Here is a 26461-nt window from a genome sequence, read left to right on the forward strand (position 1 = left end):
GCCGGAGGCCGCGCAGGGGTCGGTTCATGCCGGAGCGGTGGTGGAACGGTCGATGAACTCCACCGGCAGGACCTCGTGCCGGAGCGGCGCGTCCGGATTCTCCAGCCGCTCCAGCAGCAGCTCGACGCCGACCTGCGCGATCCGCTCCAGCGGCTGACGCACCGTCGTCAGATCGATGCGCTCCCACGCCGACAGCGGCACATCGTCGCAGCCCACCACGCTCAGCTCGCGCGGCACGGCCACCCCCGCCGCCGCGGCCGCGTTGAGCGCCGCGTACGCCATGACGTCGTTGTGGCAGAACAACGCGGTGGGCGGCTCGGCGCCGGCGAGCAGGGTGCGCACCGCCTCATAGGCGGTGTCGTAGTCGTAGGCTCCGTCGATTTCCGTCACGGTGACGCCTTCGCCCGTTCGCACCCGCTCACGGAATCCGCGGCCGCGCTGTTGCGCCGTGCTCGCCCCGGCCAGACCGCAGACCACCGCGATGCGGCGATGCCCCAGGCTCAGCAGGTGCTCCGCCGCCAGCCGGCCGGCCGTGTCGTTGTCGGCCTCCACCTGGTCGGCCGGGAAGTCTTCGAGAGTGCGGTGACACAGCACCACGGGGATCCCGTGGCCGAGCATGCGATGTGCCAACGGCTCGTCCCGCACCGCCGCGGTGAACACGACCCCGTCCACGCCCTCGCGTCGCAAAAGCGCCAGGCCCTCGTCCGCCGTCATCACGTCCGTGACCAGCGACAGGCGCAGACCCTGCTCGTGCAGCACCCGTTCCATCGCCTTGACCATCACCGGATAGAACGGGTTCGTCAGATCCCGGATGACCACCCCGATGAGCCCCGAGCGAGCGCCCACCAGACTCCGCGCCGCCTGGCTGGGCTGAAAGTCGTACTTGGCAACCGCGTCGAGGACCCGCTGCCGGGTATCGGGGGCCACACTCCCGCCGTTGAGCACACGGGAGACGGTCGACTGCGCCACACCCGCTTCGCGGGCGATCTGCCTGCTCGTGACGGTCGGCCGCCGCGCCATGGGTCCTTACCTCCGGGTCGTATTCGGAGGTAAGGATACGGATCCACGCGGGGCAGGAGGATCCGGTGGACCCGCCGGACCTGGGGGACCCGGTCCGGCGCTACCGAACCGCCGGCGGCCAACGGCCAACTGCCCGCCCAAGACTGGGCCTTCAGGGCTGATGCAGCTCAATCCGTCAGTCGTCGCGGGAGCCTGTCACGCCGCCCTCGGAATCGTCCTGTGCCCGCCAACCGTGGATCAGCAGGTCGAACACTGTCTCCACGGCCGCGCGTGGATCCTCCCGCCCCTTGGCCAGGGTGGGCAGCTCCAGGACGAATCGCGCGAGTGCTGAGCACGCGAGATCGTCCTTCTCCCGGCCGAGTTCCTCCGCGATCACGGCGCCGAGGGCGCCCGCATGGCGCCTCCACATCCGCTCCGCGTACTCGCGCAGCGCGGGCGTTCGGTCCACCAGCGCGGTGAACTGACTCATCCGGGGATCCGACGCGATCGGCACCCAGGAGTTCAACGCGCGGGCGCGGAGCGCCTCGACCACGCTCTGGCCCGTGGGCCGTTCGCGGATGGCGGAGATCAGCTCTGCCTCGACGTCCGCCTCGCGGTCGAAGACCAGCGCCTCTTTGCTCGGGAAGTGCGCGAAGAGGGTCGTCGTCGATACGTCGGCCCGGTCGGCGATGTCACGGACGCTCACGCGGTCGAAATCGTGCTCCAGGAACAGTTCCAGGGCGGCGTCGGCGATGGCCTGCCGCGTCGCGGCCTTCTTGCGCTCGCGACGACCAACGGTCGGAGAGTCGGACATGGCGTCACTGTACCCCATAGCTGGAACGAAGCAGAAACTGGAACTGTTGCACTTTTGGACTCACTTCTGCTTTGGTGGTCTCCGTAGGGGTTGCCGCCCCGTGGGGGTCGCGGCACCGGTCATCGCCGCGCCACGGCGCCGCCGGGAACCCCACCCGACGAAAGGTGTCCACCGTGGACTCTCCGACGCCCGCACATGCGCGGATCGGCATCATCGGCGCCGGCCCGGGAGGCCTCACCTGCGCACGCATCCTGCAGCAGCACGGCATCGCAGTGACGGTGTACGACCGCGATCCGGACGTGCACTCCCGGAACCAGGGAGGCTCGCTCGACCTGCACGAGGACGACGGTCAGCTCGCACTCCGTGAAGCGGGCCTGCTGGAGGAGTTCTTCGCGCTCGCCAGGTCCGAGGGGCAGGAAATGCGCCGGCTGGAACCTGCGGGAAGCGTCCTTGCCCACCACCTGCCGGCCGAGGGCGAAACGGTCAGTCCCGAGATCGACCGCGGGCAGCTTCGCGACCTCCTGCTGCGCTCGCTCACCGCGGGGACGGTTCAGTGGGGACGTACTCTCGCATCGGTGAGCGGACCCGCCAACGGGCCGCGAACGCTGACATTCACCGACGGGACGGCAGTTGAGGCGGATCTCGTGATCGGTGCGGACGGCGCCTTCTCCCGCGTCCGCGCCGCCGTGTCGCCGGCGACACCGCGCTACACCGGGTTCAGCTTCCTCGAGGCCTGGTTCGACGACATGGAGAACGCGCACCCCGAGATTTCCGCACTGGTCGGGAAGGGCAGTGCCCACATCGCCGACGGGAAGCGCGGCCTCTTCGCACAGCGGAACAGCGGCGGCCACATGCGCGTCTACCTGATGCAGCGCGTCCCCGTGGACTGGATCGCGGCGAACGGGCTTCGCCTTGACGACACCGAGGGCATCCGCGCGCATCTGCTCGGCGAGTACGCGACCTGGTCACCGCGGATACTCCGGATGATCACCGACAACGACGGCGCCTACATCGACCGTCCGCTCTTCGCCCTGCCGGTGCCGCACACATGGGAGCACTCGCCCAGCGTGGCGCTCCTGGGAGACGCCGCACACCTCATGCCGCCGCTCGGCGTCGGCGTCAACCTCGCCATGCTCGACGCCTGCGAACTCGCGCTCGCACTCGCCCGCTCCTCCACCATCGACGACGCCGTACACGACTACGAACAGTCGATGCTCCCGCGCTCGGCCGAGATGGCCCGGATGCTCGAAGGCGGCGCCGCGCATCTGCTGTCCGCGCACGACCCGGACGAGTCCGCGCGACGCGAACAGGCCCAGCACTGACATCGCGCACGGCGACGAGATCGGGCCGCGTTCGCTCGCCGGGACCGAGGCAGAAGACGAGGCGTAGCCAGGAGCTGAGGCAGAGGCGGACGCGGACGTAGACGCTGCGCAAGCGGCACCGCCCCGGCCCGAGCAGACCGGACGCCAGGCACCATCATGAAGTTGCCTGGCGTCCGGTCGTCCAGTCGTCCGGTCCTCCGTCGTTGGACCTCCCACGGTGTCGCCTCGGGTTGCCCCGCGTCGGCTCAGGCCTCCGCGAGGAGGCCTTCGCGCAGGGTGGCGTAGGCACCGGAGAGCAGGCGCGAGACGTGCATCTGGGACAGGCCCAACTCCTTGCCGATCTCGGACTGCGTCATCTCCGCACCGAAGCGCAGCTCCAGCAGAGTGCGCTCACGATCGTCGAGCTGCGCCAGGTGCGGCTTGAGGGCCTGCAGATCCTCGGCCAGGGCAAGGGCGGGATCCTCGCTGCCGATCAGGTCGGCGACGAGGCCGGTCTGCTGCTTGCCGCCACCGCCGGCCTCGATGGGCCGGTCAAGGGAGCCGGCGTCATAGCCGTTGCACGCCACCAGACCCTCGACGACCTCGTCCTCCCCCAGCTCCAGGTGCGCCGCGTAGTCAGCGACGGACGGCTCAGGGATGCCGCGTCCTTCCAGCTCCTCGCGGGCGCGTGCGAGGTCCACGCGCAGCTCCTGGAGCCGGCGTGGGACGTGCACGGACCAGGTGGTGTCGCGGAAGAAGCGCTTGATCTCCCCGGTGATGTAGGGGATGGCGAAGGTGGTGAACTCGTTCTCCAGCAGCACATCGAAGCGGTCGATGGCCTTGATCAGACCGATCGTGCCGACCTGCAGGAGGTCTTCCATCTCCTGCCCGCGGCTACGGAAACGGCGCGCCACATAGCGCACCAGCGACAGGTTCATCTCGATGAGCGTGTTGCGCGCGTACTGGTACTCCGCGGTGCCTTCCTCCAGGACAGTCAACCGCTCGAAGAACAGCTTCGACAAACGGCGCGCATCCTGTGGCGTCACGCGATGGGTCTCCTCCACCAGCGGCAGAGAAGCCTGAGCAGGCTCAGGCGTTGCACCCGCGCCCGAGCGGGTCACCGATGTGTGATCCTTCGTCGCTGCCGTCGCCATGACTGCTCCTCCCTGTTCCCCGTCAATCCGTCAATCCGCCGCCTACCCCCTGACCCCTCCCAAAACGTATTCCACGAGGAAACTATTTTCGCGAGGCAACATAGCGCCGGACACCCCTCCCGCAGTCCGCTCGCTCTCCACGGTGCGCAGCCCCCTGGCGGGCCCGGTGAGTGCACAGTGCACGTACCCTGATCGGTCCCCTCCCGCGCCGGCGCGCCCCGCCGTCGGCGCGCAGAAGCCCTTGTCCGTGGTCGGCGCCGGGGCTCAGTCCCGGTGGTGCACGATGTTGACGACGTTGCCGTCAGGTGCCCGGACGAGGAACCGGCGCACGCCCCAGGATTCCGTGGTGAGCGGGCGGACGATCTCGAAGCCCCGTTCCTGTGCCTCCGCATAGGCGGAGTCAACGTCGTCCGTGAGCACGGAGACGACCGAGTCCTCGGATGCGGTGGCGTCCCGCGTGACGAGCTGGATGTTCGCCCCGGTCTCGGGGGAGGTGTAGCGGGCCACCCACCCCATGTTGAACTCCTCGGTACTCAGCCCGAGATAGTCGGCGTAGAAGCTCTTCGCCGCGTCGACGTCGGCCACCCGAAGGTTGGCCATGATGTGGTGGGCGCGCATAAGAGATCTCCACTTTCCTGTCCATGGCGGCCATCGCGAGTGCCGCTTGGCCCGACGGACGGCCGGCAGCACCCGGCCCCCGACTCCAGCGGCCAGGGCCGACCCGGCCTCACCTCTACCAGCTCGGGTCATCTACCAGCTCCGTCCCAGCGGCAGCCAGGGGTGCGCCACTGTGCCCACCGCTCACAGGATGAACGGACAACCAGCGGAGCCCGACTCCATCCGACGGCACTGCCAGCCCCCCGAGAACCGAGCCGAGGCAGGTACAAGGCCTGACAGGTCGTCCCGGCGCAGGCAGCCGCCACGGAGAAAGACGGCTGCCCGCGGGGCCGAGGGACCCAACCCGACTCTGCACGTCTACAGCCCCCACCACCTCGCGCCACCCCGGCGGCGCGACGAAGACGACACGATCAGCACACCGGAGACCGCGAAAAGTCAGGAACATGACACTGGACACAACACCTGTCGACGGGCCGGTCGGCAGCCGCCGCGATGCCGGCGCCGACCTCGGCAATCAGCGTCTGGGCGGCCCGCGTAACGGACAGGTTCACGTGCGAGCTGCAGCCCATCGATTCTCGGTCGAGTTCAGCGTGGCGATCGGAGGAGGCTGGAAACGCCTGGCAGCGGTCCTCGCGGCGGGACCGGCCGGGGTGTTCGCATACCGGCGGGAAGCCCCGGCCCCTCCCCCACGCCGGAGAAGTCGCTGCGGGCTGCGCCGTGCGAGGCACCGCATCGGACGCCGTTCGCGGCCCTCTCGAGGGACCGCGCAGGGCTCAGTATCCGCCGCCGCCGCTACTCTTCGACGGCTGACTCGTGGCCTTGCCGGTGATCTTGTTTCCGGCGGCATCCAGGACATACCACTTGGCGCCGAACTGGTTGAGGCCCTGGCCATTGACGTCGCCGGCCGCGTGGTCGCCCTGGTACGTGTACAAGGGATGGCCGTTGTAGGTGACGATCCTGGTGCCATCGCCGCGGGTGGTGGTTCCCAGCAGACTGCTCTTCACTCCGCTGCCCGCGGCCGCCTTGCCTTTGACGGTCAGGGGCGGCCACGCCTGCGCGCACGCCCCTGAACAGGTCGACTGGCCGGATTTATCCGCCTCGAACAGGTAGAGGGTCCGCCCCTTCCCGTCGACCAAGACCTTCCCGAGAGGGCCGGAGCTGACGGCCACGGCCCCCGCAACGGCTGTGCTCGCCGACGCGGACTTCGAGGGAGCCCCCCCACTACTACTGCTGTCGGAACACCCACCGACGGCCACAGCGCAGAAGCCGGCCACCACCAAAGCAGCGGCGGTTCTGGTGCCAATCCTCATCAAGACCTCCTGCGGTCCGGCCGTATCGGGCAGCACACGACCCGCGCGAGACAGGGCCGCCTGCCCTACTCGACAACAGGCCATCGCATCGGGCCACCCGGCACACCCATCCGGGGGCGCGCCCATGGCGTTCGATCCGCCGCCTGGGATGGCACAGGGAAGCCGCTGTCCCTGCGGCGGCTACGCGGCCCTGGCACTGCCCCTGACGCCGACCAGGGCCGCGTAGCCGCCGTAGGAACCGCCGAAAACGGGCGACGCGGTCCCGGTCCGCGTACCCGTTGCCGACGCCCGGTCGACGGCGTCGATGAGGTCGTCGTGCATCCTTGCCGCAGGTTCGCCGATGCCGGCCGACGGATAGCGCGTGCCCACCCCACACGCCTGGGGCGTCAGCTGCTCCCGACATCGCTGCGCCGGTCGCCACGAATCGGATGCGGCCACGAGGATCGCGGAATCCGGGAATCCAGAGAGACCCGGGAATCAATTACAGAATTCCCTGTCGCCATTCGTGGATCAGGAGGTAGCCGAGATAGACGCCGCCGAGGGCCATCGTGTAAATGCCGACGGGCAAGTCGTCGAAGAGCGGCAGCTGTTGTGAGCACAGGTCCGCGAGGGTCAGGAGAAGTGCGCCGACCAGGGTGGAGAGTGTCAGGTGGGGGCCGGTGCCGCGGGTGATGCGCTTGGCGATCTGAGGGGCGGTGAGGGCGATGAAGGCGATCGGGCCCGCGACGCTGACGGCGCCCGCCGAAAGCACGATCGAGAGGATGACCGCGAAGGTTTTGGTGGCCCGCGGCGCGGAGCCGAGACCTTGGGCGAGGTCGTCGCCCATCTCGCCGATTTCCAGGCGCCGCGCGATGAGCACGGTGAGCGGGACCGTGACGAGGAGGACCAACCAGATAGTGGTGGCGTGGCCCCAATCGCGTGCTGCCAGGCTGCCGTTGACGTAGGCGGTCAGTGCGGTGGCCTTGTCGCGCTCCACGGCGTAGACGACGTACTGGGTGACCGCGGTCGCCATGGCGGCCGTTCCGATGCCGGCGACGACGAGGCGTCCGGGGTTGCGGAATCCGGTGCCGGTGGAGACGTACACCAGGGCCATGGCGAGTACGGCGCCGGCGAGAGCGCCGAGGGACGCCGGGACGGTGTCGGGGAGGAAGAGCGCCACGGCCGCCGCTCCGGCGCCGGCGCCGGAGGCGAGTCCGATCACGTCGGGGCTGCCGAGCGGGTTGCGGGTCACGGACTGGAAGAGCGCCCCGGAGAGGCCAAGGGCGGCGCCGGTGCCGATACCGACGACGAGCCGGGGGCCGCGCAGACGGTTCATCACGAAGGTGTCGGTCCCCTGGCCGTGGCCCGTGATCGCGGGCACGAGGTCGGCCACCGGGATGCCGATCCGGCCGATCGAGAGCGTGGCGACCGCCGCGACCACGATCAGGACCGTCACGACCGCAGCGGCGATGAACGCTACCCGCCGGACGGGGAGCGCCACCGCACTGCCGATAGTGACGAGGTGCCTCTTCGGCGTGTGCGGGGTGGGCAGTTGCCGGGAGGGCAGTTGCCGGGAGGTCATGTGTTTCCCCTCATCTTGCGTACGGCCAGCAGCAGCGCGGGCGCTCCGACGAAGGCGGTCACGACACCGACCATCAGTTCCTGCGGGCGCAGCACGACGCGGCCCCCGACGTCTGCCAGCAGCAGCAACGAGGGCCCGGCCAGGCAGGAGAAGACGATCTGCGACCGGAAGTCGATGCCGACGAGTGCGCGCACCGCGTGCGGGACGGCCAAACCGACGAAGGCGACGGGGCCTACCGCGGCGGTCGCCGCCGCGCTCAGCAGGGTGGCGGCGAGCAGGCCGGTACCGCGTGTCAGGGCGGGCCGCGAACCGAGGGCCGTCGCCTGATCGTCGCCCAGCGCCAGGGCGTTGAGGCCCGGTCCGAGGAGGAGGGCGAGCAGCAGCCCTGTCAGGGCGAACGGCAGCACGGCGTACAGGACGGAGAAATCCCGGCCGCCGAGCGCGCCGACGACCCAGTACCGGTAGCTGTCGAAGACCTGCGGTTTGCTGAGCGTCACGGCCTGGATGTACGCCGTGAGGATCGCCGAGAGGACCGCGCCGGCCAGTACGAGCCGCACCAGGCCCGTGCCGGAGCCGGCCGATCCGATGACGTGGACGAGGAGGCCGGCGAGGAGCGCGCCGGGCAGCGCCCACCAGACGGCATCGGCGGTGCCGGACGCCCCCAGGAAGGCGGTCGCGGTGACGATGCTGGCGGAAGCGCCGGCGTTGATACCGAGCAGCCCCGGGTCGGCCAGGGGGTTGCGGCTGACGCCCTGCATGAGGGTTCCGGCGACGGCCAGGCACACTCCCGCGAGGACGCCCAGTGCCGTTCGGGGGTAGCGGCTCTCGATGATCGTGGTGATGTTCGCGTCGGCGGTGCCGGAGAGCACATCGAGGACGTCACGGAAGGACGTGACCCGGCTGCCGAACATGACGCTCGCGAACAGGGCGAGCGCGAGTACGACGAGGCCGATGAGCAGGCACAGGGCCCACCGGGCGGTACGGACACGCGAGGTGGCCGTACCGCCCGGTCGAGGACGGCTGAGGGTCGTCATGGTGTGCGGTGCCGTCAGCGGTCGGCCTTGGCAAGGGCCTTGTCGATCATCGGCAGATAACGGTCGATGGTCCAGGGGACGGTCAGCGGGTTGATCATCGACGAGGCGGTGACGAACGCGTTGTTGTCACTGGCGACGACCGCACCGCGCTTGATGGCGGGGATCGCCGCATACAGCGGCTGCTTCTCGATCTCCTTGCGGTTCTTCGGGTCGGAGTAGAACGTGAAGGCCAGGTCGCTGTCCTTGAGCTTCTCGGCGTTCTCCAGGCCGATCAGCGCGGAGTCGGTCCCCTTGGTCTCCTTGAACGTCTTCACCACCGGGTCGACGGTCAACCCGAGGGAGCGCACCATCTGCACCCGCTGTTCCTCCGGCTTGAACACGCCGAGCGTGCCCGGCCCGGAGTTGTAGAGGTAGGAGAAGGTGACGTTCTTGTACTTGGGGCGGGACGCGGCGGCCGTGGCGAGCTGCTTCTTGATCTTCGCGATCAGGGTCTTCGCCTTGTCCGGCTGACCGAGCGCCTTGGCGACGATAGTGATCTGCTGGTCCCAGTTCGTGCTCCACGCCTGGTCGGGATAGGCGACGGTCGGTGCGATGTCCGACAGGATGGAGTACTGCTCCTTGGTGATGCCCGACCACGGGGCCAGGATGACGTCCGGCCGGAGTTCGGTGATCGCCTCGAAGTCGATGTCGTCGCCACCGGCGAACTGCTGGGGCAGCTTGCCCCCGGCCTTGGTCACCGCCTCATGGATCCACGGCAGGTAACCGCTCTTGTCGCTGCCCCACTTGTAGCTCTCCATGCCCACCGGGGTGCGGCCGAGGGCGATGGCGGTCTCGGCCGAGCCCTGGCCCAGGGTGACGACTCGTTCGGGGCTCTGGGGGATCTCCGCCGTTCCGAGTGCGCTCTTGATCTTGACGGGGAATCCCTCGCCGCTCTTCCCCGACGCCCCGGACTTCTCTCCCCCGTCCGAGGAGCATCCGCTGAGGGCAAGGGCGAGCGCCGCAACGGCGGCGGAGACAGTGAGGGTTCCACGACGTGCGCGAAGGGACCAGGACGACATCGAATTCCTTTGCTCTGGGGCCGGCGCGGCTTTTCCCACGACCGTGGGCAGGGCGAGACCACAGAGCGGCCCCACGCCGATTCCGCCAGCGATACTTAGGTTAGCCTAAGTTACGTTAATCTCCACTTCAACTGGTTCGGCTGCGGACGGCTCAGGCGTGATGCGCCTCGACCAGGCCGCAGGAAACAGCCGGTTCGATGCCCATGACGTCGATATCGGTGACGACGGCGATGACGGCGATGCGCGATCCGCTCTCGGTGTCGTCGAGGCGGAACCGGAGCCGTCGACATGCACGGACGCGACGGCGTGGCGCAGATGGCGAGGCGTAGATGGCGAGGCGTAGATGAAGCCCGACTCGACCACGACCACCACGACCATGACGACGACCACGACGGCGTCGGCGCAGGCCAGTGTGATGTTCTTGATACGCAGGGCGGCTTCGGGCCGGCCGACGACGAGTGTGCGGCCGACACGGGCCGGCATGAGTGGACTCGGCGCGCAAGGGGTCGAAGTCGTGCGGTCGCCGGGCCACTTCCGCGGTCGGAGGCGGCACTCCACAAAGCCGGCAGGAGCGCACGAGGGAGAAGGGGAGCGCAGTGGGAGCGCAACGACAGGAACAGCGGACGCGGTCGGGAGTCAGGCTGCGCAGGGTCGCCTCGGGTGCCGGGCGGTGGAACTGGCTGTTCCTTCCCGGCGGTCCGGGGCTGGGGTCGCAGTCTCTGCAGAGCCTGGTGGAGGTGGTCCAGGTCCCGGGGTCGGTCTGGCTGGTCGACTTGCCCGGTGACGGTTCCCACCGCGACCTCCCCGGCGTCCCCGACCCCTACGCCCACTGGCCGGATGTGCTGGTGGAAGCCGCGCAGGCCCTGGACGACGTGGTCATGGTCGGCCACTCGACCGGGGGGATGTTCATGCTCTCCGTCCCCGAGCTCGAAGAGCACCTGGCGGGCATGGCCCTGGTCAGCAGCGCTCCGCACGCCGGCTGGCGGACCGCGTTCGCCCGGTACGCCCAGGACCACCCGATCCCCGCCGTCGACACGGCAGCCGAACGCTACGCCGCGCACCCGAACGACCAGAACCTGCGGGATCTGACGCTGGCGGCCGCACCCTGGAACTTCAGCGAGGCGGCCCTCGCCGAGGGCCGGTCCCTCCTGGAGGGACTGCCCTACCACCACGCCGCGGTGGCGTGGGCCGACGCCCACTTCGACGACACCTACCAGGCGCGCTGGAGCCCGCAGGCCCTTCCGACCTTGATCGTCAGTGGCGCCCAGGACCAGGTGGTCACCCAGCACCTCTGGCAGACGGAACCCGCCTTCACCGGCCCGCACATCCTGCGGCGCCGGATCGAAGGCGGCGGCCACTTTCCCTGGATCGAGAACCCGGAAGCGGTCCGGGCATCCTTCACCGACCTGACCGAGCACCTCGACAACGGAACGACGTGACAAAGGCCGGAACGCTTCACGGGGCATGTCGGTCCCCGTGCCACGGTCCAGCCGACGTGCACTACCGCCCCTCCCCGCCCCGGGCACGGGGTTCGCGATGTCCTTGCCCGCTACGCTCGGCCGTGCCGGTACGTCATCACGCACGGAGGGACAGCCACGGCCCAACTCACAACAAAACGACGACTCTTCAGGGAGATTCCCCGGATTCTCCAACGGGTTCCCATTTCCGGCAATCGCCTGATTCCGTACCCCGTCCGACTTTCCGGTGGCTTCACTCAGCACCTGTTCCGTATACGGCGCAGGCGGAAATCAGGCGGAAATTGAGCCCCACCGCGACAGAGGGCCGTTACCGTTCCACCCTTGCGGTCGAGCGAATTCCGGTACCCGTCCGCACCATGTGAGGGTTCGATCCGCACGCTGTCCGGCGTCCTCTCCACCGCCAACTGCCCACCCCCCTCCGAAGGAAGCAGGCCGACGATGACGAACGACGCACCCATACGAGCTTCCGGGAGAAGCCGGAAGCTGCGGCCGATCGGCGCTGCCGCGATGACGGCGGCGGTTGCGGTGTCGTTGCTCGCCGGATGTTCGTCCGGAGGCCAGGACGAGGAGCCGGGCCGGACACCGGCGCCCTCCCCCACCGAGAGTCAGCCCCGCTCCAGCGCACCCCCCACCAAGGCGAGCGAACCCCCCGCTCCGGAACCGCAGGCATTCGCGCCGTACGTGGACACGTCGCTCAAGCCCTCTTACGACCTCCTCCGGGGCGCCCAGGAGACCGGCGTGAAGGAGTACAACCTGGCCTTCGTCTCCCCCGGCGGCGGATGCACGCCCAAGTGGGGCGGCCGGCAGGAGCTGGGCGACAACCCGGTGGCGCGGCAGGCGGACGCGCTGCGCGCCAAGGGTGGCGATGTGCGGGTCTCCTTCGGTGGGCAGAGCGGTCACGAACTGGCCCGGGTCTGCGGCTCGGTGGACCAGCTGGTGCGCGCGTACGCCAAGGTCATCGACGCCTACGACCTGACGAAGGTCGACTTCGACATCGAGGGCCCCGCCCTGACGGACACCAAGGCCAACACTCTCCGCGCCCAGGCGATCGCCCGACTGCAGAAGCAGCACCCTGACCTGGACGTGTCCTTCACCCTCCCGGTGCTCCCCTCGGGCCTGAACCGGCATGCCGTCGCGGTGCTGAAGAACGCGAAAAGCGGCGGCGCCCGGGTCTCCGCCGTGAACATCATGGCCATGGACTTCGGCAGCTACTACGACGGCGACATGGGCGAGTACGCCATCGCTGCCGCCACCGCCACGCAGAAGCAGATCAAGCCCGCGCTCGGCATCCGGCGCGACGCCGAAGCCTGGAAGACCGTCGCCGTCACCCCGATGATCGGCGTGAACGATGTCGAGGTCGAGGTCTTCCGTCCTGCCGACGCCGTCGAGCTCAAGAAGTTCGCCGACAAGAAGGGGATCGGGCGGCTGTCGATGTGGTCGGCCGCCCGGGACAGGCCCTGCCCGGGAGGCGCCAACTCCAAGGCGATGGCTACCTGTTCAAGCACCGACAGGAAGACGAACGAGTTCATGCGGGCCTTCGCCGGCTGAGGCGCCGCTGCTGCGCGCCCGGCGCACCAGAGGGTGCCTCCGATGCCCGCGGGGGCGCACCCCGCCCTGGCGCGAGCGGGCAGAGAACGATGGGGTGAGCTGCGACACCGAACTGCCGGACGCGGGCCCCGTGCCCGGCACCGCCGCGCGGTGGCACCGGAGGGTTCGGACGGGAGCACGGCGGACGGGAGGGGTGTGGGCATGGAGCTGGAGCTTCGGCACCTGAGAGTGCTGTGTGCGATCGCCGATGCCGGGAGCGTGGGCCGGGCCGCCTCGGACCTGGGGTTCTCGCAGCCGGCCATGAGCACCCAACTCCAGCGGATCGAGCAGCACTTAGGCCATCCGCTGTTCGAGCGGAACCCCTCGGGTGTGGAGCTGACGCGGTACGGCACGGAGGTCCTGGCCCAGGCCCGGGACGTGCTGGCCCGTGCGGCTGCGGTCGGGCGCCGGCCGGCCGCGGACGGCGCGGGGCCGCGCGGGCCCCTCCGCCTGGCCGCGACCAACTCGCCGGTCCTGGCCGGCATGCTCATCCGGCTCCGGAGCCGGCTGCCCGATCTCGCGCTGACGGTGAGCAGCGTGTATCCGTCCTCGGAGATCGTCGAACTCCTGGAGCACGGCGAGGTGGACGCCGCGATTGCCGCGGACTACCCCGGGCGTGAGCTGCGGCACTCGGCCGCCGTGGCGCACCGCGGGATCGTCACCGAACCGTCCTTCGTCGCCCTTCCCGCCGGGCACCGGCTCCGGCACTGCGGGGAGGTGGCACTCGCCGATCTGGCCGACGACGCGTGGTTTCTGACTCCGGACGACGGGGCCGGCTGGCCGGGAGTGTTCTACGCCGCCTGCCAGGCTGCCGGATTCACTCCGGCCGCGGTCCATGAATTCCTGGGCGACCAGCAGCAGTTGCAGAACATGATCGCCGAGGGCATCGGGGTCTCCATCGTGCAGGCGACACTCCGGCCGACACCCGATGTCCTCATCAGGCCGCTGGTGGGCGCGCCCCTGTGGTGCCGCTATGTGCTGGCCTGGCGCCGCGAGAGCCTTGCCGACGAGCTGGCGGACACACTCTTCGGCTCGGCGGCCGAGGCATACCGGGCGCTCATCGCGCGGTCTCCGCACTTCCGCACCTGGGCCTCCCGAACGTGGAGCGTCGCCAAGCCGTAGCGAGGGATTCGGCCCCCTCTCTCCCTTTCTGGCCAACTGGGCCGTTCAGGGCGGGCGTTCGGTCATCACGTGCCGTTCACGGCCTTCCGCCGGGATGTTATGGCGCATCCGGTTCAGGTGCTATGTCACACCTCGTTGTCGCGGTCAGCCTGCGCTGAGAAGGTGCCCTTCACGCCTCAGCACGATCCCGAGGCGCATCTGTCCACCAAGGAGCATGGATGCGCTACCGCTTCCCCCTGCCCAGATGCGCGGCCGGACTGGCCGCCTGCGTCGCCACGGTCGGCCTGCTGGCCGCACCGGCGATGGCGGCGCCGCGCCCGTCGGCCGCCGAAAGGACCGTCACCGCGCCCCGGGCCACTCCCCACTCCGTACCACCGACCGGGCCGGCAGTCGGCGCGAACGAAAGGCCCGCGCTGCAGGGCCGACCACTCGGCAGCGCTCAACTTCCCCCGCTCAGCGCGAAGAATCCCCCCATTTCTTCGACGGCGGCGGCACCACATGAGGGCGCGGAGCACGGCGCCGCGGCCTCCTGCACCCCGTCCGACTTCGGCAGCCGGACCGGATCCGAACTGGTCGCGTTCGTCAAAGCGTCCACCACGGACTGTGTGAACACCCTGTTCAGTGTCACCGGGGACGACGCGTACCAGGTCTTCCGCGAGGAACAGATGGTCACCGTTGCCAACGCCTTCCACAGCGGAGCGACGACGTATCCCGGCGACAACGCGGAGAAGGAATGGCAGCTCACGCTGTTCCTGCGCGCCGGCTATTACGCGCAGTTCAACCATCCGGACGACGTCGGCAGCTACGGCCCGGCGCTGGCAACCGCCACCGAAGGCGGACTGGACGCCTTCTTCGCCAACTCGCACTCCAAGGACGTCACTTCGGGCAACGGTGATGTGCTGGGTGAGGTCATCATCCTCACGGACAGCGCCAATGAGCAGGCCCGCTACCTGCGCACCTACCAGCAGGTACTCAGCGGGTACAACAGCTCCTACGACGACATCCCCAGCATGCTGGCCGCCGTGAACGACGTCTACACCCCGCTGTGGCGCGGGAACTGGAACACCGACTACGTCAGCGCGGTGACGGCCGATCCGAGCATCATCGACACCCTCAGCACATTCGCACTCGACCACATGGACCTGCTGGGCACCGACAATTCCTACCTGGACTCCAACGCCGGGATGAACGTCGCGCGGTACGTCGAGCACACGGCCCTCCAGGACAAGGTCCGGCCGCTCATGAAGGGGCTGCTGGACGCCTCGAAGATCAGCGGCCCGACCGCGCCCCTGTGGGTGACCGTCGCGTCGCAGGCCGACTCCTACGACACGGCCAACTGCTCGTACTACGGCGTCTGCGACCTGTCCGACCAGCTGACCAAGGCAGCGCTGCCGATCACGCACACCTGCGACGCCACGCACACGATCAAGGCGCAGTCGCTGACGTCCGAGGAAATCGAGGCCGCCTGCGCCAGCATCCTGGGCCAGGGCGCGTACGTCCACGGCCTGGTGAAGGACGACGGCCCGATCCCCGGCCAATACGAATCGACCGTCCAGCTCGTCGTGTTCGGCAGTCGCCACGACTACCAGACCTACGCCGGGGCCATATTCGGCGTCGACACCAACAACGGCGGCATCACCATGATCGGGGACCCGACCCGTCCCGGCAATCAGCCGATGTCCCTCATGTACCAGCGGAGCGACGACAACGGCTTCCCTGCGCGGATCTGGAACCTCAACCACGAGTACACGCACTACATCGACGCCCGTGACGACATGAAGGGCGACTTCGGACAGCAGACCGCGGTCCCCGACGTCTGGTGGATCGAGGGTCTCGCCGAGTACGTCTCGTACAGCTATCGCGGGATCACCGACGACGAGGCGGTCACCGAGGCCGGCAGGCACACCTACGCGCTGAGCACGCTGTTCCAGACCACCTACGCCAACAGCAACGTGACCCGCACGTACCCCTGGGGCTATCTCGCTGCCCGCTACATGCTGGAGAAGCACCCCGCGGACGTCGCCACCATCCTCGAACACTTCCGGACCGGCGACTACGCGGGCGGCTACGCCGTCTACACCACCGGCATCGGCACGCGCTACGACGCCGACTTCGACTCCTGGCTCACCGCCTGCGCGGACGGCGCCTGCGCCGCCAACCCAGGGCCGGCGACCGCGCCTTCGGCACAGCGGCCTGCGGCCCGGCAGTCCACCTGACCGAAGACAGCTCCACCCGGCTCCTGTGTGCACACGGCCTGGCTCTCCGATCCGCCGGAGAGCCAGGCCGTGTGCGTACGCCCGCGGCGCGTGTGCGCCCACCTTTGTGGTGAGTGGGCAGGTGAACGCCGCCTCGGCGGTGGTGTCACCAGCTGATGGCGTCGTCCATCGACTGCTGCCAGTAGGTGACCTTGAGGGAGTCATCGATGTGGACGCCCTTGGCCGGAAGCGCGGGGCGGGCAGCCGTGCCGACGTTCTCCGTGCCGGAGGGGCCCTGGAAGTAGACCGCCAGGGACTTCTCCGTACGCCCGTGGGAGCCGCTGCCGTCGGCCGCGGACAGGTTCACGGAGGCGTAGCCGGCCTCGCCCGGGGCGAGCGTGACGACGGCCTGCGGATGCGAGTCCTGGATGGCCGGCGGCACGGACTGGGCATCGCCGAAGCGGACGGCAGGGTAGCCGTAGAGGTAGCAGGTGCTGCTGCCGGTGTTGGTGACGGTGAGCAGCAGGTGGTTCACGGGGCGCTTCAGAGGGGCCGCGACCACCTTGGTGTGGGAGCCCTCGCACGTGACGGCCTTGCCGCCGGTGCCGGACTTGCCGTTCCCCGAGGGCGCGTTCGCGGACTGCTTCGAACCGGAGGGCGCGGACTTCGCGTCCTGGGAGGAGGAGCCGGATCCCGACGATGTGGCGGCGGAGGGCGACTCGGTGGCGGAGGCGTTCGTGGGCGCGTCCTCGGCGCGGACACCCGAGCCGTCGTTGCACGCCGTCAGGGACAGGGCGGCGATCACGCCGGCCGCGGCGGCGGTCAGAAGGCGGGTGCGGGAGTTCCGGATACCGGACATGTGGCTGAGCCCCTTCGGTGGTGCGGTGAGTGGGGTGCTTGGATGACCAGAGCTTGTGGGGTGATCCGTCCCAGCCGCCACGCATGTCGGGCAGTTGGGAATGCTGGAACGCGAAAATGGGCTGTGACCAGGGGAATCGCAAGGGGCCTGGGACGCGGGAATGGGACGCGCCCGGCCACATGGGGAGGGGAACAACGGTGTCAGGGGCGAGAGGGGCGACCGGAGCGACGGGGGCCGCCGGGGACGCGGACGCGTTCGCGGAGCTGCTGCGGGGTCTCAAGGAACGCTCAGGGCTGAGCTACGGGGCGCTCGCCAAGCGGCTGCACATGAGCACGTCGACGCTGCACCGCTATTGCAACGGCAGCGCGGTGCCGGCCGACTACGCGCCGGTCGAGCGGCTCGCCCGGGTGTGCCGGGCGAGCTCCGAGGAGCTGGTCGAGCTGCACCGGCGGTGGATTCTGGCAGATGCGGCGCGGGGGCGTAAGGCGTCGGCGTCGGCGTCCTCGGCATCGGCATCGGCATCGGCATCGGCATCGGCATCGGACGGGATGGTGCGCGGCGCCGAGGCCGAGAAGCCCGAGGGGGCGCCGACGTCTGAGGCATCGGCGCCCGGTGCCGAGGGCCGCCTTGCGCACCTTGCCGCCCCGGACCGTCAGGTGCCCAAGGCGGCCGAGGACACTGCCGATTCGGGTGCCGGAGTGCCCGAGGTGAGGGGTGGGACGGACCCGGCGTCCGTGGGCACGACACGCCGCGAACCCGTCGGAAGGGGCGATTCGGTGACCGACGGCAGCGCCCCGTCCGCTCCCGTGCGGCCCCGACGGCGCCGTACCGTGCTGGTCGCCTCCGTCACCGCGGCCGCCTTACTGGGCGCCGTCGTGCTCGCCGTGAATCTGGCGTCCTCCGGAGGCGACAGCAGTGACCGGAAGGCGGCCGGGGCTACCGCTCCGGGCACCCACGCCGGCACCGACGCAGCATCCGGCCGAGCGCACCACAAGCGGCCGTCGGCGTCGGCCTCCCCTTCCCCGTCCCGGAGCGCGAAGACCGCCGAACCCTCCACCTCGGCATCGGAGTCCGCCGCCCACAACGGCGGGGGCGCCGCCGGCCACACCGGCGGCGTACCGGTCAATGTCGCCACCCGCCCCTACGTCTACGACAACCCGTGCAGCCAGCACTTCCTCGTCGACAGCGAGCCCGCACAGGTCGGCCCGCCCGCCGGCGAGCAGGACGCGCCCCGCTGGGCCGCCGCGTACGGTGCAGTCTCCTCGGGAGAGCAGCGTGTCGCCCTCACCGTGCAGGGCACCAGGAAGGAAACCGTCGTCCTGGAGGCGCTGCACGTCCGCGTCATCGCGAAGGGCGCCCCGCCCGCCTGGAACGACTACGCGATGGGCGTCGGCTGCGGCGGCAACGTCGAAACCAAGTCATTCGACATCGACCTCGACAACGGCAGCCCCTCCGTCACCGTCAAGAACGGCCAGCGCGACTTCCCGTACAAGATCAGCGAGTCCGACCCCGAGGTCTTCTACGTCACCGCCCACGCCAAGGCGCACGACGTCCGCTGGGACCTCACCCTGAACTGGTCCAGCGGCAACCGCCGCGGCACCGTGCACATCGACAACAACGGCACCCCGTTCCGTACCAGCGCCGGCGCCGGCCGCCCCGGCTACGACTACCCGCTGGGAGGCAGCGAGTGGATCAAGCGGCAGGAGCAGCAACCGTAAGGACACGCGTCGGCGGTCCGGTGCGGTGATCGGCCGGCACCGAGACGTCCGCTCGTGGTGACTTTGCGGAGCGGTGGGGTGGGGTGGGGTGCGGTGCGGTGCGGTCGGGTGTGATGCGGTGCGGTGCTGAGAGTCCTGTTCCGCACCGCCCCGGCGGGACCGCCTGCCGCGACGCGGCTGGACTCGCTCTCGGATTCCCCGTGCGCCACGACCGTGCGCGTCGCCCCGCTGCCCTGAACGGCGGAGCTGTCGTGGCCAGATGACCGGCAGCTCGCTGCGCCCCTGGATGACACCGGGTGGCGGTTCCTTCAGCCCGGCAGGACCCGGGTAGGAGCGACGGCGTTCGCCGATGGGCCTGGCGAACTCGGAAACCCCCTGCTCAGGGCACACCTCCAACAGGGCGAGCCCAAGCGACAAAACAGCTGAGTGCAGGGGGTGTTGCGTGGGAGTGCGTGGGCGCGGGGGCGTGTGCGCCGGGTATGGGGCGGTTGCGTATATGTCCATGTTTTGTAACACCAAAGTGGATTTCTGGTGTGGGGATGGGGTGGGGCGTCACTGTGTGGGGGCCCGGTCAAACCGGCCGGGTATCCGGTTTTCGGCACCCCCGCGGGGGATGCCTTGTGCAGGAGGTTCGATGTTCCGTAACGCTTCGCGTATCGCCGCAGCCGTGGTCGGCTCCGCGGCCTTGGCGGCCACCGCCGCCCTCCCGGCCGCAGCCGCCGGCCACCACCACCACGCCCCGGCTCCGCACCAGCGGTCCGCGGTGGTGCTGGGCGCGATCCAGTACGACAGCCCCGGACGCGACAACCACTCGAACCGGAGCCTGAACGCGGAGTGGGTCACGGTCAAGAACACCGGGCGCCTGCCCGTCAACCTCAAGGGTTGGACCCTGGCCGACAAGTCCGGCCACTCCTACCGCTTCGGCAACCTCCGCCTGAACGGCCGCCAGTCCGTCCGCGTGCACACCGGCGTCGGCCACGACAACCGGCGCGACGTCTACCAAGACCGCCGCACCTACGTCTGGGACAACAGCGACACCGCCACCCTGCGCAACGACCACCGCCGGGTCGTCGACGTCAAGCACTGGGGCCACCGCCGCTGACCTGACCCGTAAAGACCCGGAGGTCGGTGACCCAAGCCGCCACTGACCGGCCCCCGGACCACGGTGCGCCGCAGGCCCCCAGCCTGCGGCGCACTTCCACGTCCACAGCCTCGCGCGCGCCGACTTCGGGCGGTGGCCGCAGGGCCTTACCGGCTCGTCGCCCTCATGTGGGCGCAGCCGGCGGCGAGTTCGCGCCGTGTACAGCGCTCATCAGCGTCGGTGACCACAGGCCAACGGGGGCTGCGTCCCGCCGCGGCGCCCCGGCGTCCCTCAGAGTTCCGCCAGCGCCGGCAGGAGGCCCTCCGCGACGGTCACCTCCTGCGTCAGCGGGTGATCCTCCTTGATCATCGGCAGGGTCCGCTGCGCCAGCCGCAGCGCGTCCCGCACGGGTGCCTCGGGCAGCTCCGCTCCGCTCATGGTCAGGGCGCGTACGGCTCCGAGCAGCTCGCAGGCCAGGACCGTGCGGTACGACGCGATCGCGGCCGTCGTGGCGTGGGCCGCCTGGGTGGAGAAGCTGGCGTGGTCCTCCAGGCCCCGGGAGATGACGGCCGTGCCGAGTGTGACGGGGGCCGCCGCGTGCCGCATCTGGCTGAGGGCGTCGTGGGCCAGGTACTCCAGGATCATGATGCCGGAGCTGCCTGCCGGGCCGTCCGCGAGGAAGGGCGGCAGTCCGCTCAGGTCGGGTTCGACCAGGTCGCTCAGGCGCGCCGTGGAGAGTTCCGCGACGTGGTGGACGGCGGCCCGCAGGTGGTCCAGGTCGAGGGCGAGGTGGGAGGTGGCGAAGTGGCCGTGGTGGTAGACGTCGCCCGTCTCCACGTCGATGAAGGGGTTCTCCGCCGCCGCGTTGATGTCGACGGTCAGCGCCGTCTCCAGCGCATCGGCCGCCTCCAGCGCCGGCCCCTGGACCTGCGGAAAGGCGCGCAGTCCGAACGGGTCCTGGAGGCGCCGCCCGGGCTCCGGCTCCGTGTCCGCCCAGAGCAGCCTGCGCATCTCCGAGGCGCAGTGCACGGAACCGGGATGCGGGCGCTGGGCATGGACCCGCGCCGCGAAGGCCTCGGGTGATCCGCCCAGGGCGCAGTACGACAGGGCGGTGACGGTGTGGCTGGCGCGCAGCAGCGTCCGCAGGTCGCTCCAGGCGAGGACCGACCGCGCCAGGGTGGCCGCGTTGCTGGAGATGAAGGCGAGCGCGTCTCCGGGGCTGACCGGGACCGGTGCGATTCCGCCCGTGCCCCAGGGCCGCTCGCCCGCGAAGGTCAGCGCTATCTCCGCGAGCTGGCCCAGGTCGCCGGTGCCTATGGAGCCGCGGGTGTGCGTCACCGGTACCGCACCGACGCGCAGTGCCGTGGCGAGCGCCGTCAGCAGGCGCGGGTGGACGCCGCTCCCCGCCGCGGCGAGCTGGTTGAGGCGGATGACCAGGGTCGCCCGCACGAGGTCCTCGTCCGAGGCCTCGCCGGTGGTGCCCGCGTGGCTGCGCAGCAGGCGCAGGCCGTGCTGGTCGGCGGCGTGCGGGTCGACGACCTCGTGCCTGTTCGCCCCAACCCCGGTGGTGCGGCCGTAGACAGCCCGCTTCGTCTGGCTGTCGCGTGCCACCTCGTAGGCGTGCTCCGCCTGCTCCAGCGCCTTGCCGTCCAGCTCCAGGGAGGCCCTGCGCCGGGCCACGCGGACGACGTCGTCGCACCTCAGTCGGGAGCCGTCAATGCGGAGACGGTTGCTGTCGATCGCTGTTCACCCCTTGACACGTTTTCATTCATCGCTGAACCTACATGAAACTTGCTATTCACGGTGTTGGCAAGGGTGCGAAGCGGGTGAGGTCTCCGGCGCTCGCCGGCCCGGACCCTGATCGCACGTGGGCGGACGCCGGTAAAGACAATTTCCACGCGGATGGGACCTTAGTGGGACGATGCCTCAAAATAAGCTAGCCCCTGTTCCGACATCAGAGCCGACGCTCGTCCCCTTTGACGACGCACCCCTCAATAAATTCCACGTCAAGATCACCGCGCTCACCTTCGGGGCCAACTTCTCCGACGGTTATCAACTGGGCGTTATCGGTATCGCGTTGACGCTCATCAGGCCGCAGATGGGATTCGGTGCCGCCTGGGAGGGGCTGCTCGGAGCCTCGGCGCTCATCGGGATCTTCCTGGGCAGCATCACGCTCGGGTGGCTGGCCGACCGCATGGGGCGTCAGCAGCTCTACATGCTGAACTTCGCCCTGATCACCGTCGCATCGATCGCGCAGTTCTGGGTCAGCGGGCCGATGGAACTGTTCATTCTGCGACTCCTCATCGGCATCGGTATCGGCGCCGACTACGCCATCGGCCCGACGCTCGTGGCCGAGTTCTGCCCACGGCGGCACCGCGGCTTCCTGCTGGCCTCGCTCACCGCGATGTGGACGATCGGCTACATCTGCTCCTTCTTCTTCGGCAACTACCTCATCGACCAGGGCGGCGACGCCTGGCGGTGGCTGCTGGCGAGCAGCGCCCTGCCCGCCCTCGTGGTCCTGCTGATGAGAATCGGCACCCCGGAGTCCCCTCGCTGGCTGATCAGCAAGGGGCGGGTCGAAGAGGCCCGCGCCGTCGTGGAGAAGTACATCGGCCGGCACGTGGACTTCGCCTCCATCGCGGCCGAGCCCGGCACGGACAAGGCTCCCTCAGCCTCCTACCGGGGCCTGTTCAGCGCGGAGCAGTGGCGCAAGACCGCCTTCGGCGTCCTCTATTACAACTGTCAAGTCATCCCGTACTTCGCCATTTACACGTTCCTGCCGATCGTCATGGCCAAGTTCGGCTTGAAGGGGGGATTCCTCGGCGACGGAATGCTGAACGTATTCCTTCTGCTCGGCAGCATCGCCGGCCTCTGGTTCGTCTCCCGTTTCTCGCGCCGCGGATTCGTTATCGGATCCTTCGTGGTGATGGCCGTGGCGCTGGGCCCCATGGGCCTCTGGCCCGGTGCGCCGAAGCTTCTGCTCTTCGTTCTTTTCCTGGTCTTCACCTTCACGATGTCGGCCTCGTCCAATCTCGACCAGGTCTATCCGCCCGAGCTTTTCCCGACCGCTCTGCGCAGTTCCGGTGTCGGCCTGCTCAACGGTCTCAGCCGGGTCGGTTCCGCGGTGGGCACCTTCCTGCTGCCGACGAGCATCGACCATCTCGGGTTCTCGCTCTCCATGACGATCCTCAGCGTGTTCCTGGTCCTGGGCGCGGTGGTCTCCTTCGCCTGGGCACCCGAGACCTCCGGGACGACCCTGGACTGAGGGCACCGCGGTCCGGCACTCGGACCGACCGCCCCCCGGCCGGGCAGCGAACGCGTGACGCCACGGCCGGGGGGGGCGGGTCAGGCCTTCCCCTCGCGCGGGCCGACCCCTCCGCGCAGGCCGGCGCCGGCCGTGATCTCCCACCATGCCCGGCACCTCCGGCACCTCCGGCGCACCCGGCCCCTCCGGCACCACCGGCGCACCCGGAGAACGCGCCGTGCGGGGCAGCCCCTCTCCCCCGGCCGCGGGAGCATCTACCCGCCGTGCACGATCTGGATCAGGTTTCCGCAGGTGTCGTCCAGAACCGCAGTGGTGACCGGGCCCATCTCCAGCGGCTCCTGGGTGAAGCGCACACCGAGCTCACGCAGCCGGTTGAACTCCGCGGGTACGTCGTCCACGGCGAAGGCCGTGGCCGGGATGCCGTCCTTGACCAGCGCCGCCTTGAACGGCTTCACCGCCGGATGACCGTCGGGCTCCAGGAGCAGTTCGGTCCCGTCGGGGTCCTCGGGCGAGACCACGGTCAGCCATCGGTCCACACCCAACGGGACATCGGTCTTCTTCACGAAGCCCAATACGTCCGTGTAGAAGCGCAGGGCCTTTTCCTGGTCATCGACGGAGACGCTGGAGAGGTGGATCTTCATGGGGTGTCCTCCGGTGCATCGGGCCTGAGCCATCGGGTCACGATGCGCTCAAGGGGTTCGGCGTTCAGATCGTGGAACTTGTAGCGGCCCTGGCGCCGCGTCAGGACCAGGCCGGCGGATTCCAGTACGGCCAGGTGTTGGCTGACCGCCTGGCGGGACAGCCCCAGGCCGTGTTTGGTCACCAGCCGCGCGCATATCTCGAATAGGGTCTGGCCGTCCCGTTCCACCAGCTCATCAAGGATGCGCCGGCGCGTGGGGTCGGCCAGTGCCTTGAAGACATCCTCTGCCATGACCACACCATAGGCAAGCAAACTCTTGCCTATCAATTCAGGTGCTGCCGTCCCCTGATCGAAGAGAGGCCGCCCCGGTCCCCAAAGGGCCACGGAAATGGGCTGGAGGTACCTGTCTGCTCCGGCCGTGAGCGGAAAGAAGCCCGCTGTGGGCCGCTCTGTTGGTCAACCGCCGAGGCCCACCGCAAAGTTTCGCCGAACGGCACCCGCGCACCGGGCGCCGACCGTCGTGAGTCACATCCCTCTGCAGGAGATCCTCATGGACTACTTCGACCTCGGGACCTTCACCCGGCCGGTGTCGACGCATTCGCCGGAAGCACAGCTCTGGTTCGACCGCGGCCTCGCCTGGAGCTACGCGTTCCACCACGAAGAGGCCGTCACCTGCTTCGAGGCGGCGGCGGCAGCGGATCCCGGCTGCGCCATGGCGTACTGGGGCGTCGCGTACGCCCTGGGCCCCAACTACAACAAGCCCTGGGAGTCCTTCGACGACGCCGATCTGCGGCGCACGGTGGAACGGACGCACACCGCCGTCGAACGCGCCCACGCACTGCGCGACGGGGCCACGCCGACCGAACGCGCGCTCATCGAGGCGCTGCGCGAGCGCTACCCCGCCTCGCACGCCGCGGAGGACCGTGCCGTCTGGAACGCGCCGTATGCCGAGGCCATGCGCGCCGTATACGCACTCGCACCCGACGACCTGGACGTCGCCACCCTCTACGCGGACGCGTTGATGAACCTCACGCCGTGGCAGCTCTGGGACGTGCGCACGGGCGAGCCCGCCGTCGGCGCGCGCACGCTGGAGGCGAAGTCCGTCCTCGACCGCGCGTTGCTGACCGACGCCGGCACCGAGCACCCGGGCGCGCTGCACCTGTACATCCACCTGATGGAGATGTCACCGACGCCGGAGAAGGCCCTTTCGATCGCCGACCGGCTGCGCGGACTGGTCCCCGACGGGGGCCATCTGCAGCACATGCCCTCACATCTCGATGTGCTGTGCGGGGACTACCGGCGGGTCGTGTCGGGCAACAGCGACGCGATCAGGGCCGACGAGAAGTACCTGCGGCGAGCCGGCGCGATGAACTTCTACACGCTGTACCGCTCGCACAACTACCACTTCAAGATCTACGGCGCGATGTTCCTCGGCCAGTCCAGGACGGCACTGGAAACGGCGGCGCAACTTGAGGCGTCCATCCCCGAGGGGCTGCTCCGCGTGGAGAGCCCGCCCATGGCCGACTGGCTGGAGGGTTTCCTCGCCATGCGGGTGCACGTGCTGATCCGCTTCGGCCGGTGGACGGACATCCTCGCGCTGCCGATGCCCTCCGACCCGCAGCTGTACTGCGTCACCACGGCGATGCTGCACTACGCGCGCGCAGTGGCGTACTCCGCCACGGGGGCGATCACCGATGCCGAGGCCGAACGCGAACTGTTCCGCGACGCCGCCGAACGGGTTCCCGGGACGCGGATGCTGTTCAACAACACGTGCCGGGACATCCTGGCGATCGCCTCCGCCATGCTCGACGGCGAGCTCGAATACCGCACGGGCGCATACGACGTGGCGTTCGCCTCGCTGGAGCGCTCCATCGAGCTGGACGACAACCTGCCCTACGACGAACCGTGGGGCTGGATGCAGCCGACCCGCCATGCCTACGGGGCGCTCCTGCTGGAACAGGGCCGGGTCGAAGAGGCCGAGGCCGTCTACCGGGCCGACCTCGGACTCGACAACACCCTGCCCAGGTCCTCGCAGCATCCGGGAAACGTCTGGTCCCTCCACGGCTTCCACGAATGCCTCGTACGACTCGGCAGGACGGGCGAAGCCCGCATCGTCGCCCAACAACTCACCGTGGCCACCGCACTCGCGGACGTCCCCGTCGAAGCATCGTGCTTCTGCCGCCTCGACACCACGAGCGCGAAGAGCGGCTGCTGCACCGACTGACAGACCCCGGGCAACGACAGCCCTAGCGCACCTGCGCCGCCTTCAGCGTGGCCGCCAACAGCTGGGGGAAATCCGTCTTGCCCTTGCGAGCCGCCTCGTCCAGGTCCCCCAACAGCTGCCCCACCGCAGCGCCCTGCACGGCCGGAACCCACAAGGACAGCAGCTGCATCAGAGCGGGCACGCTCTCCGCGTACACCACTTCGTGACGCGGGGCCGTGCACACACAGATGCGGAACATCGGCTTCGTCTGCGAAGGCTGCTCATGCCGCGTGATCTCAAGCCTGATGGGCGTAGCTTCCTGCGCGGGGAAGCCGGCCCACTCCCCGTACCCAGCCCTGCCGAGCTCCTCGTCGAAGCCGGCGCCCGCCACGCCGGCCGGGGACACCGGGTCGACATCGAGCTCGACCCACTTACCGTCTGTGGTGAACATCATGTCTGCCATG

Annotated in this window: 24 protein-coding genes; 9 read left to right on the forward strand and 15 right to left on the reverse strand. The window is 69.5% G+C overall.

The annotated features are described in order from the left end of the window. Positions 1-24 precede the first annotated feature (24 nt). Together ACIRQ7_RS31230 and ACIRQ7_RS31235 are read right to left on the reverse strand one after the other, a co-directional pair. Complete coding sequence (locus ACIRQ7_RS31230; protein ID WP_404265972.1) at positions 25-1020, reverse strand: LacI family DNA-binding transcriptional regulator; 996 nt, start codon at positions 1018-1020, stop codon at positions 25-27. 175 nt (positions 1021-1195) lie between these two features. After that, positions 1196-1813: a TetR/AcrR family transcriptional regulator gene (locus tag ACIRQ7_RS31235; protein ID WP_404265973.1), complete on the reverse strand. Its 618-nt coding sequence runs from the start codon at positions 1811-1813 to the stop codon at positions 1196-1198. A gap of 173 nt (positions 1814-1986) precedes the next feature. On the opposite strand from ACIRQ7_RS31235, the gene ACIRQ7_RS31240 reads away from it, so the two are divergent. Then, entirely contained in the window at positions 1987-3135 is a 1149-nt protein-coding gene (locus tag ACIRQ7_RS31240; RefSeq protein ID WP_404265974.1) for an FAD-dependent oxidoreductase, read from the forward strand. Positions 3136-3380: 245 nt separating this feature from the next. Here ACIRQ7_RS31240 and ACIRQ7_RS31245 read toward each other — a convergent pair whose 3' ends face one another. From ACIRQ7_RS31245 to ACIRQ7_RS31280, 8 genes are all read right to left on the reverse strand, one after another. Next, a complete protein-coding gene (locus ACIRQ7_RS31245; RefSeq protein ID WP_404265975.1) occupies positions 3381-4268 on the reverse strand; it encodes a SigB/SigF/SigG family RNA polymerase sigma factor in 888 nt (295 codons plus the stop codon). A gap of 264 nt (positions 4269-4532) precedes the next feature. Next, complete coding sequence (locus tag ACIRQ7_RS31250) at positions 4533-4886, reverse strand: glyoxalase superfamily protein (protein WP_404265976.1); 354 nt, start codon at positions 4884-4886, stop codon at positions 4533-4535. A 773-nt stretch (positions 4887-5659) separates the two neighbouring features. Then, positions 5660-6322 (reverse strand): hypothetical protein, encoded by a 663-nt coding sequence (locus tag ACIRQ7_RS31255; RefSeq protein WP_404265977.1) that lies wholly within the window; start codon positions 6320-6322, stop codon positions 5660-5662. 54 nt (positions 6323-6376) lie between these two features. Beyond that, on the reverse strand, positions 6377-6517 hold the full coding sequence (locus ACIRQ7_RS31260; protein ID WP_404265978.1) for a hypothetical protein: 141 nt from the start codon (positions 6515-6517) through the stop codon (positions 6377-6379). A gap of 160 nt (positions 6518-6677) precedes the next feature. Continuing rightward, positions 6678-7757 carry a FecCD family ABC transporter permease gene (locus tag ACIRQ7_RS31265; protein ID WP_404265979.1) on the reverse strand — a complete coding sequence of 360 codons (1080 nt, stop codon included), beginning with the start codon at positions 7755-7757 and terminating at the stop codon, positions 6678-6680. Continuing rightward, positions 7754-8791 (reverse strand): FecCD family ABC transporter permease, encoded by a 1038-nt coding sequence (locus ACIRQ7_RS31270; RefSeq protein ID WP_404265980.1) that lies wholly within the window; start codon positions 8789-8791, stop codon positions 7754-7756. The genes ACIRQ7_RS31265 and ACIRQ7_RS31270 overlap by 4 nt, the downstream gene beginning before the upstream one ends. Before the next feature lie 14 nt (positions 8792-8805). Further along, positions 8806-9849, reverse strand: coding sequence for an iron-siderophore ABC transporter substrate-binding protein (locus tag ACIRQ7_RS31275; RefSeq protein WP_404265981.1), 1044 nt, complete (start codon positions 9847-9849; stop codon positions 8806-8808). A gap of 105 nt (positions 9850-9954) precedes the next feature. Beyond that, a complete protein-coding gene (locus ACIRQ7_RS31280; protein WP_404265982.1) occupies positions 9955-10332 on the reverse strand; it encodes a hypothetical protein in 378 nt (125 codons plus the stop codon). Positions 10333-10445: 113 nt separating this feature from the next. Here ACIRQ7_RS31280 and ACIRQ7_RS31285 point away from each other — a divergent pair, with 113 nt between their 5' ends. The 4 genes from ACIRQ7_RS31285 (at position 10446) to ACIRQ7_RS31300 (ending at position 16252) form a co-directional block, all read left to right on the forward strand. Beyond that, positions 10446-11288: an alpha/beta fold hydrolase gene (locus tag ACIRQ7_RS31285; RefSeq protein WP_404265983.1), complete on the forward strand. Its 843-nt coding sequence runs from the start codon at positions 10446-10448 to the stop codon at positions 11286-11288. Positions 11289-11765: 477 nt separating this feature from the next. After that, a complete protein-coding gene (locus ACIRQ7_RS31290) occupies positions 11766-12875 on the forward strand; it encodes a chitinase (protein ID WP_404265984.1) in 1110 nt (369 codons plus the stop codon). 201 nt (positions 12876-13076) lie between these two features. Continuing rightward, on the forward strand, positions 13077-14036 hold the full coding sequence (locus ACIRQ7_RS31295; RefSeq protein ID WP_404265985.1) for a LysR family transcriptional regulator: 960 nt from the start codon (positions 13077-13079) through the stop codon (positions 14034-14036). Between the two features lie 218 nt (positions 14037-14254). Next, positions 14255-16252, forward strand: a complete 1998-nt coding sequence (locus tag ACIRQ7_RS31300) for a collagenase (protein WP_404265986.1) — start codon at positions 14255-14257, stop codon at positions 16250-16252. Positions 16253-16397: 145 nt separating this feature from the next. Here the strand turns inward: ACIRQ7_RS31300 and ACIRQ7_RS31305 are convergent, their stop codons facing one another. Beyond that, positions 16398-17090: a DUF4232 domain-containing protein gene (locus ACIRQ7_RS31305; protein ID WP_404265987.1), complete on the reverse strand. Its 693-nt coding sequence runs from the start codon at positions 17088-17090 to the stop codon at positions 16398-16400. A gap of 179 nt (positions 17091-17269) precedes the next feature. On the opposite strand from ACIRQ7_RS31305, the gene ACIRQ7_RS31310 reads away from it, so the two are divergent. Next, positions 17270-18808 (forward strand): helix-turn-helix domain-containing protein, encoded by a 1539-nt coding sequence (locus tag ACIRQ7_RS31310; protein ID WP_404265988.1) that lies wholly within the window; start codon positions 17270-17272, stop codon positions 18806-18808. Positions 18809-19442: 634 nt separating this feature from the next. Next, a complete protein-coding gene (locus ACIRQ7_RS31315; protein ID WP_403668998.1) occupies positions 19443-19910 on the forward strand; it encodes a lamin tail domain-containing protein in 468 nt (155 codons plus the stop codon). A 270-nt stretch (positions 19911-20180) separates the two neighbouring features. Here the strand turns inward: ACIRQ7_RS31315 and ACIRQ7_RS31320 are convergent, their stop codons facing one another. Beyond that, complete coding sequence (locus tag ACIRQ7_RS31320; protein WP_404266118.1) at positions 20181-21629, reverse strand: aromatic amino acid ammonia-lyase; 1449 nt, start codon at positions 21627-21629, stop codon at positions 20181-20183. 181 nt (positions 21630-21810) lie between these two features. Here ACIRQ7_RS31320 and ACIRQ7_RS31325 point away from each other — a divergent pair, with 181 nt between their 5' ends. After that, the gene (locus tag ACIRQ7_RS31325) at positions 21811-23154 is read left to right on the forward strand and encodes an MFS transporter (protein ID WP_403669000.1); all 1344 of its coding nucleotides are present in this window, start codon (positions 21811-21813) and stop codon (positions 23152-23154) included. A gap of 254 nt (positions 23155-23408) precedes the next feature. Here ACIRQ7_RS31325 and ACIRQ7_RS31330 read toward each other — a convergent pair whose 3' ends face one another. Further along, positions 23409-23795 (reverse strand): VOC family protein, encoded by a 387-nt coding sequence (locus tag ACIRQ7_RS31330; RefSeq protein WP_404265989.1) that lies wholly within the window; start codon positions 23793-23795, stop codon positions 23409-23411. Continuing rightward, a complete protein-coding gene (locus ACIRQ7_RS31335) occupies positions 23792-24085 on the reverse strand; it encodes an ArsR/SmtB family transcription factor (RefSeq protein ID WP_404265990.1) in 294 nt (97 codons plus the stop codon). Before ACIRQ7_RS31335 ends, ACIRQ7_RS31330 begins: the two co-directional genes overlap by 4 nt. A 259-nt stretch (positions 24086-24344) precedes the next feature. Here ACIRQ7_RS31335 and ACIRQ7_RS31340 point away from each other — a divergent pair, with 259 nt between their 5' ends. Continuing rightward, complete coding sequence (locus ACIRQ7_RS31340; RefSeq protein WP_404265991.1) at positions 24345-26018, forward strand: hypothetical protein; 1674 nt, start codon at positions 24345-24347, stop codon at positions 26016-26018. Between the two features lie 22 nt (positions 26019-26040). Here the strand turns inward: ACIRQ7_RS31340 and ACIRQ7_RS31345 are convergent, their stop codons facing one another. After that, positions 26041-26460 carry a hypothetical protein gene (locus tag ACIRQ7_RS31345; protein WP_404265992.1) on the reverse strand — a complete coding sequence of 140 codons (420 nt, stop codon included), beginning with the start codon at positions 26458-26460 and terminating at the stop codon, positions 26041-26043. Between the last annotated feature and the right edge of the window lies 1 nt (position 26461).

The sequence above is a fragment of the Streptomyces sp. NPDC101393 genome (genome assembly GCF_044767385.1).
Lineage (GTDB): Bacteria > Actinomycetota > Actinomycetes > Streptomycetales > Streptomycetaceae > Streptomyces.